Source organism: Aeromonas enterica (assembly GCF_054052465.1).
In genome coordinates, this window is the sequence record NZ_JBSTYL010000051.1 from 1 (window position 1) to 7,667 (window position 7,667).

A 7,667-nucleotide genomic window follows, 5' to 3' on the forward strand; every position below is an offset into this window, starting at 1 on the left:
TTGAAAGGCAGGGGTATCCATGATGGTAGACCTCAAGGAGATGGCCTACTTCAAGATTAGCTTTTCAACACGTAATTGGGACAGAGCCTTTCTTTATGCAGGATCCGCATGGCATGGTCGGTTCAACATATGGTGGGGACAGCAGGCAATCAGTTGCGCGGCCACCATCCTTTTGGATCAGGATGAGCGGCTCGACGGATCCGGTCCCTGTTCACCGTCACCCTGACACTCGCCCAGCAAAAAGGGAGGCTTGCGCCTCCCTTTTCTGAACTCCAGGATTCAGGCAACGGTATTAGTTGCTCTTCATCCAGATGTCCATCTCAGTTTTCAGGTTGTCGGACTTGGTACCGAAGATGGCTTGTACGCCGGAACCAGCTACGACCACACCAGCAGCACCCAGTTTCTTCAGACCAGCCTGGTCAACCTTGGCCACGTCTTTCACACCAACCCGCAGACGGGTGATGCAGGCATCCAGAGAAGCGATGTTCTCTTTACCACCGAAGGCAGTAACCAAGGCAGCAGACATTTCGTCCTTGCTTTGGCTGACAGTCTCTTCAGCTGTCTCGTCTTCACGGCCCGGGGTTTTCAGGTTCATGGCACGAATGACGAAGCTGAATACCACGTAGTAGATAACGGCGTAGACCAAGCCCAGACCCACCAGCAACCACATGTGAGCGGCACGGGGAGATTGCACCACGAAGTCGATGAAGCCGTTGGAGAAGGTGTGACCGTGTACAACACCCAGCATGTTGGTCAGCACATAGGCCAGACCAGCCAGTACGGCGTGGATGGCATACAGCACAGGTGCTACGAACAGGAAGGAGAACTCGATAGGCTCTGTGATACCGGTCAGGAAAGAGGTCAGGGCTGCAGAAGCCATGATCCCCATGACCTTGGCACGGTTTTCCGGCTTGGCAGCATGGGCGATGGCAAACGCAGCAGCAGGCAGACCGAACATTTTGAACAGGTAACCACCAGCCAGCTGACCAAAGCCGTTACCGGCAGCGCGGGAAGCGTCATCGGCGGTCAGGAAGCAGGTCATGATGCCATGTACAGTTTCACCGGCACCGTTGACACAGGTACCCGCCTGATAGAAGAAAGGCACGTTCCAGATGTGGTGCAGACCGAACGGGATCAGGGAGCGCTCAACTACGCCATAGATACCGAAAGCCAGTACCGGGTTCTGGTTGGCAGCCCAGTCGGAGAAGGCGCCGATGGCACCACCCACTGGCGGCCAAATCACGGACAGGATCACACCCAGACCGATGGACACGAAACCAGTGATGATGGGCACGGCACGCTTGCCGGCGAAGAAGCCCAGATACTCTGGCAGCTGGATCTTGTAGAAACGGTTGAACGCCCAGGCAGCCACACCACCGGCGAGGATACCGCCCAGTACACCGGTGTCGATCTTCTCAACACCCATCACTGGCGCCATCACAGACAAGGTGGCGGTCATGATGCCGTAGCCAACGATGGCTGACAGACCGGATACGCCGTCGTTATTGGTAAAGCCAAGGGCCACACCCACTGCGAACAGCAGGGCCATCTGACCAAATACGGAACCACCAGCCTGCTCCATCAATTGGGAGACTATTTCTGGCAACCAGCTGAAGTGAGCTGCGCCCACCCCAAGCAGAATACCTGCAACGGGCAAGACCGATACTGGCAGCATCAGCGCCTTACCGACCTTTTGCAGATTAGAGAAAGCATTTTTTAACATGTGTGCGCTCCTGAATGAATTGTCTTCCCGTTAACGGTTCAGTCCAATTGATAGACGATCACTAACATCATCTTCATTGGCATGAATTCGACTGGGGTTGTTTATTTTGACCAGCTGAATATAACTCAGCAGATCGGAAATTTCTTCCATCAGGCGCAAGGTAATAAAAAATTTGGAGGGGAGATCACAAGATAATCATAAGGGAGAACTTGGGGATATTTCAGATATATTTCGGTATTTTCATACTACACCACAAATATGAAAAGTGCTGTTTCGCATTGTATTTTAACTAATCACATCAATACCAAATGAAACGCACTGTAACTTAATGTAACCATTTGCTGTTTTTTCTATTTTAGTCTACCGATTAAAAAGGCCTCCAACAAGGGAGGCCTCAAATAAATATTATCTTTTAAAGACAGGACAATATTCAGCCTTTTTGCGAGCGTTTGACCGCATCAATAAAGACCGACTTCGCCTTGGTCGAACCAGCACGCTCGGCTTCATTCACGAGCTGCATCGCCTTGTCGATATCGCCGGCGCTCACCGCTTTCTCGATTTGGGACTGATAGAAGGCCTCGGTCTCGGTCAGCATCGGAGCTGGTTTCGCTGTAACAGCAGCGCCAGTTGCAATGGTAGCCGTAGCGGCAGACACCACCAGTTTATTCGGTGTTGGATCCACGATCGGCGTATTGGCATCGATCGCTTCCTGATAAACCGGCTTGTAAAAGTTATCACCAAGCTTGCTTTCGCTCATATCTTCCACATCGATCTTCACCACACCCCAAGCAGAATGAGGGATCAGCGGATCCTTGGCACCATAATCCTGCACACTCAAGGACTTGGCCATCATCTTAGAAGGGCTCATGGCTTGCGTGGTCTGGCTCAGGGTTGCCTGAGTGGTATAGATCACCATGTAGCTTTCGTTGTTGGGGTTACCAATATAAGAGCGATCGATGGTAAAGACCCCTTCGACCCGGTCACCGTCCAGCATCCGAGCCGGCTTGTAAGTGATAATGTCGGAACCTATGGTACGAGTCGGCTTGAACTGAGAGTCCAGCAGCAACACAGTCGGGTTAAACAGCGTCTTGTCGATCAGACCTGCAACCGTAATTTTGAGATCGCCGGAATTGGTCGGCAGCTTGAAGGCTGCAAAATAACTTTTCCCCTCAGGAAATGAGAATACTGGGGAACTACCATCAATAGCGACCACTTCATTCTGGCCTGAACTTAGTGTTAAATACCTTAACTCATTGATATTACTGCAACAAACTAACGAATAATTGAGCTGCTGCAGCGCATTATCACGGCTGTTGAGTATGCTTTTGTACTCTTGAGTAGGTGCAACAGTGGCTTCAATAGAAGCACAAGCTGTCATCAGGGTGGAACAAAAAACCGTCAACACTAACTTGGTATATTTCATCTGCAAACCCTACACGCCATCTTGAAAAAAAGAGCCCCCGACAAGCGGGGGCAACTTGGTATCAGGTGATGGACAGATTACCACCAAGCTTCTGCTTGTACACCGAAGTTCCAAGCACTGTCCTGCTTAACACCACTGTCATCAGGACGGAACTGACCATCTGCGTCCATATAGGATGCAAACACTCGGATTTCAGGACGGGCCCAGAAGCTGGAACCAGCAGACCATGCTTGCGCAATAGTGTACTTACTGCCATCAGTACTTGTTTCTACACCATTGACTTTCACGTGGTCTTTGTGATAACCCAACTCAACAATAGTTTTCATCACTTCATTCCACTTGTACATTGGGCGTACAACCAATGAAAGTGTGTCTTTATCTGTCGAGTCTTTGTTCAGGTCATTAGCCTGTGCATAAAGGACTTGATGGCCAAATTCAACTTTGTCACCAATAGGCAACACACCCCAGTTAATCAAGCGGAAACCATTACCACTTGCAGCACTTTGACTTAAGCCACTGCCACTTCCTGACCCATAGTCAACCCCCTGAGCAGCAAGTCCGTCCAAGAAATATTGAGCAACAGTCTTGTTAAAGCCTCCCAACATTGACTGGGTTAGCTCGGCAGTAAACATGTGGCCGTCTTTGTAATCTGGATACAGTTTTTCTTGCTGATCATCCAGATTGGCTTTGGCGTAATCGTAACCAACTTCTAGCGTTGCATCAGTCCACAGAGGAATGCCTGCATAGCGAATGTCAAATGTGTTGGTGTTTACACGGCTATTGATGTTAATCGGGTTACCATCTTGATCCAAGACAACATTTCCATTGTTATCAGTCACTTGGCCAGAAACTGAATCCCATGGATCATTACGCACAACGGCAACTGCCAACTTACCAGGACCAACCTCAATGTTTTCTACGCCAGCGCCAGCACCTGAAACATCCCAGTAGTAGGTATCGGAGATATGAATATCATGACGCTGATAGTAACGCTTACCAGCCCAAGTGGTCTCACTACCGCCAAACAGCCCCTTTGCCTGCACGTTGAACTGACGCAAAGCAAAATCGGCGCTATCTCCGCTAGTGCTTTCCCAATCGCGTCCTTGAGAGCCCGCTACCATGGCAAACATGGAGTCAACATAGAAAGTTTTCCCTTCTTTGTTGTAAACCTCTTGGCCAAGTTGAACCTCTGAGTAAGTCTCAGATTCATTACCTAAACGACCAACCTTCTTCTTGTCGTAGGTTTGCATATCTCCATTATCGGAAACACCGACACCAGAACGCATATAGCCGTGGAAATCAACGGCGAAGGCGGCTTGGGAAGCCAGGGCTGCGGTTACTGCTGCAGCGATCGGGAGCCACTTTGCTTTCATTTTCATTTTCCTTATTCCCGCTGAGAGGAGTGTGATCCTGATATTCAAGTTCTTATCACCATAAAAACGTTTAGGTGATAACCGGGGTCGATTATAGGTAGCCAATTTCGCGACAAACATGAGCTGTTTCACAAAATGGCGACAAATCGCCCAGCATTGACCGTGGAGGGTTTTATACAATGGCAAACCGTTCAATCATGCAATAACTAACCAATCAATAAGCAAATAATGAGAAAAAAACACCATGAAACCGCTACCAACAATTAATTTTCTTCGATGATTAAGTTGGAAAACCCCAAATCAATGACAAAAACATGACTGAAATCGCTTTCAATGCGGAACTTTTAATTTCCTTGCATGTCGGTCATGACAAAAATAAATGCTCAGCAAGACGGAGAGGGGACAGAAAAATAACCGGATAAACGGTGTGATATATGGTCAGTTGAGACTAACCTGCCCCAGAAATAAACGTCCCCCGCAGACAAACCAACGGGGGAAAAATAAAGAGCTCATGGAGGGAAACGCTAGAGTGTATTTTCCCAGCCGGTTAACCAGGCCAGCGCCACTTTTTCCGGTTCATCGTCGACGGTGGCATCTATCTCCAGACGGGGTAACAGAGCACTGGCCCCCAGCTCCTGCAACAGCGCATCGAGCCGACGGCCGGCACCACAAAAGTGCTCATAGCTGCTGTCACCCATGGCGATGAGTGCATAGCGCCACCCTTTCATATAGGGCGCCCGGTCAGCCAGAGCGGTGGCCAGTGGTTGCAGATTGGGTGGAATGTCGCCCTGCCCCGTGGTGGCGGTGATCACCAGCAGGAAGCGGGAGGCATCCAGATCTTCCAGCACGGCCTCATCGAAAATCTGGCACTCATGTCCGGCGTGCTGCAACTGCACAGCCAGCGTCTCGGCAACCAGCATGGCCGCGCCATAAACGGTTCCTACCACTATATCTATATGAGCCATAACGGATTCCTTTGACAGGCATGGCTTTGCAGCATGCCACAACCCCGTCAAAGGCAACACCCTGCCGCAGATGAGCAAGATAAGGCAGGATCAGTAATCACTCTCGCTGGCAGGCCAGCCCAGCTCGGCAAACAGCTGCAATACATCCGGCCCCAACGGCGCCTGGATCCGCATCGGAATTTTGAGGATCGGGTGCTCGAAGCTGAGTCTGCGGGCCACCAGCAACAGGCGTTCGCAACCCAGTTGCTCACGAAAGAATCGGTTGTGGCGGCCATCACCATGGCTGGTATCTCCCACTATAGGGTGGAACAGGTGGGCCAGATGGCGGCGCAGCTGATGCTTGCGACCGGTTTTCGGGAACAGTTTGACCAGACTGTAGCGGCTGGTGGGGTGCTTCTTGGAAACCGCATGAGGCAACTCGACCTGATGCAGGCGACGAAATGCGGTGACCGCCTCCTGGGCCGGGCGATCCGGGGAGCTCATGGCGTCGGCAATCTTGTCCAGCTGCTCCTTGAGGGGATAATCAATCACCCCCTGCTCCGGGGCCCAGCCCCGCACCAGCGCCAGATACTCCTTGTGCACCCGACGGGCGGCAAAGGCCTCGGTCAGGATGCGGGCAACCGCAGGATCGAGCGCAAACAGCAACACGCCGGAGGTAGGGCGATCGAGGCGGTGCACGGGGTAGACGTGGCGGCCACCGATGAGGTCCCGGGTCATTTGCATGGCGAAGCGGGTCTCGGCCTTGTCGAGCCAGCTGCGGTGCACCAGCAAGCCTGACGGCTTGTTGACCGCCACCAGCCAGTCATCCTGATAGAGCAGGGTCAGATTCATGGCGCCATCACCTCGCCGCCAGACAGGGACGCGTCACCACAACCGATGTGACCCCAGGATCCCGTGGCGCCAGCCAACATCCCCTTCTGATAGCGCAAAGTCAGACTCATTTTTCCACCACTTTACCAGTCAGCAGCAGATCGAAGCGCCCGATGAGGCGCAGCAGGCTCGCCACTTCGGCCAGCTCGTTCTTGTAAACTTCGCTCGCCATGGGATAGAGAGAGACGCTGGTGGGCAGCGGTGCTTGCAGCATGACCAGCTGTTCCATCCGCGGGATCAGCACGAATTGCAGCCACTGATCGAAGCTCAGGGTATCGACACAGAACGGCAGCTCGCTCGCCAGGGCTTCTTCACCCGGATGTTCATCTTGCCAGCGCTCCAGGCGCTGCAACTCGGCAGTGAGTTCACCCAACAGGCCGGCTACCAGCAAATATTGATTCATCTCGTCGTCCTCTTGCTCATGACCACATACCGGTCAGCCCCCTTGCAAACAGGCACAGGCAGACCGGACTCATCAAAAAAGGGCGCTACTATACACCGTCCCCCTCCCCCTCTGCCATGTTCCATTGGCAAGTTGGATGCAGAGCGGAGCCGCCCCGTTGACACTCTGATGCAGCTACCAGCGGTAGTCATCCATCAGCCATTGATCCCGCTTCACAGCCCCGGCCTCATGCACCCGTATTTCCTGTCCTCACGCTTGGCCTGTTAAAAGACCTTGGGACTGAGACCGCTGAAGCAGCGGCAGCCCCAGGCACTCGTGATGGAACAAGTTATCCATGGCGTCTGTGTCGACCCAGCAAGTGACCGAGCTACGCTAAATCCACGTCGCGATAGGGTGAAGACCCTTGCCCATGAATGCTGACTTGAAAGGGATTGTGTTGATCAGATTGCCGTACTTTCGGTTAGCGTCATTCAAGCCGTATGGATTTCGGCAACGACGCCATAGACAGCCCTCATCAACAAGGTCATGCGCAGTTGTTGGAAACCGGCAGGGATTCACCGCCGAACCCCAACGCAGCCATGCGTCGATTGATGGAGTGCGCTAACAACCACAGATTTTATGAGCAAAGCACAGATGACAGAAGTGTTCGCCCCATGACGTTGCAGCCTGACCATAAGCAGTTTTTCATGACTGATTGCTTTATGAAGAACGACGACAGCCAGACTCCATCAAGGCCACAAAAAGAATGAGAGGCTAGCAGACAGGCTGGATACATTGATGCAAACGACTTCTGGGTGTCAGTTCAAGTTTGCCGATTATTAAGGCTATGTCCCAATTACGTGTTGCATGGGGTGCCCCAGCGCCTCATGCAAACACGCTTTGATATTTACTCCCCTTCCGTAACGCTCCA

General features: G+C 52.1%; 7 protein-coding genes. 1 reads left to right on the forward strand and 6 read right to left on the reverse strand.

Going from position 1 to position 7,667, the window contains the following annotated elements:
* Positions 1–292: 292 nt before the first annotated feature.
* The 6 genes from ptsG to ACW5XD_RS23770 form a co-directional block, all read right to left on the reverse strand.
* Positions 293–1,723 (reverse strand): PTS glucose transporter subunit IIBC, encoded by a 1,431-nt coding sequence (gene ptsG, locus ACW5XD_RS23745; RefSeq protein ID WP_456496998.1) that lies wholly within the window; start codon positions 1,721–1,723, stop codon positions 293–295.
* Positions 1,724–2,153: 430 nt separating this feature from the next.
* Positions 2,154–3,146: a MalM family protein gene (locus ACW5XD_RS23750; RefSeq protein WP_456496999.1), complete on the reverse strand. Its 993-nt coding sequence runs from the start codon at positions 3,144–3,146 to the stop codon at positions 2,154–2,156.
* A gap of 77 nt (positions 3,147–3,223) precedes the next feature.
* The gene (locus ACW5XD_RS23755) at positions 3,224–4,519 is read right to left on the reverse strand and encodes a maltoporin (protein WP_456497000.1); all 1,296 of its coding nucleotides are present in this window, start codon (positions 4,517–4,519) and stop codon (positions 3,224–3,226) included.
* Between the two features lie 524 nt (positions 4,520–5,043).
* Entirely contained in the window at positions 5,044–5,484 is a 441-nt protein-coding gene (locus tag ACW5XD_RS23760; protein WP_456497001.1) for a flavodoxin, read from the reverse strand.
* A 90-nt stretch (positions 5,485–5,574) separates the two neighbouring features.
* Positions 5,575–6,315: a tRNA pseudouridine(65) synthase TruC gene (truC, locus tag ACW5XD_RS23765; protein WP_456497002.1), complete on the reverse strand. Its 741-nt coding sequence runs from the start codon at positions 6,313–6,315 to the stop codon at positions 5,575–5,577.
* A gap of 106 nt (positions 6,316–6,421) precedes the next feature.
* Positions 6,422–6,757 carry a YqcC family protein gene (locus ACW5XD_RS23770; RefSeq protein ID WP_456497003.1) on the reverse strand — a complete coding sequence of 112 codons (336 nt, stop codon included), beginning with the start codon at positions 6,755–6,757 and terminating at the stop codon, positions 6,422–6,424.
* A gap of 479 nt (positions 6,758–7,236) precedes the next feature.
* On the opposite strand from ACW5XD_RS23770, the gene ACW5XD_RS23775 reads away from it, so the two are divergent.
* Positions 7,237–7,506, forward strand: coding sequence for a hypothetical protein (locus tag ACW5XD_RS23775; protein WP_456497004.1), 270 nt, complete (start codon positions 7,237–7,239; stop codon positions 7,504–7,506).
* Positions 7,507–7,667: the final 161 nt, after the last annotated feature.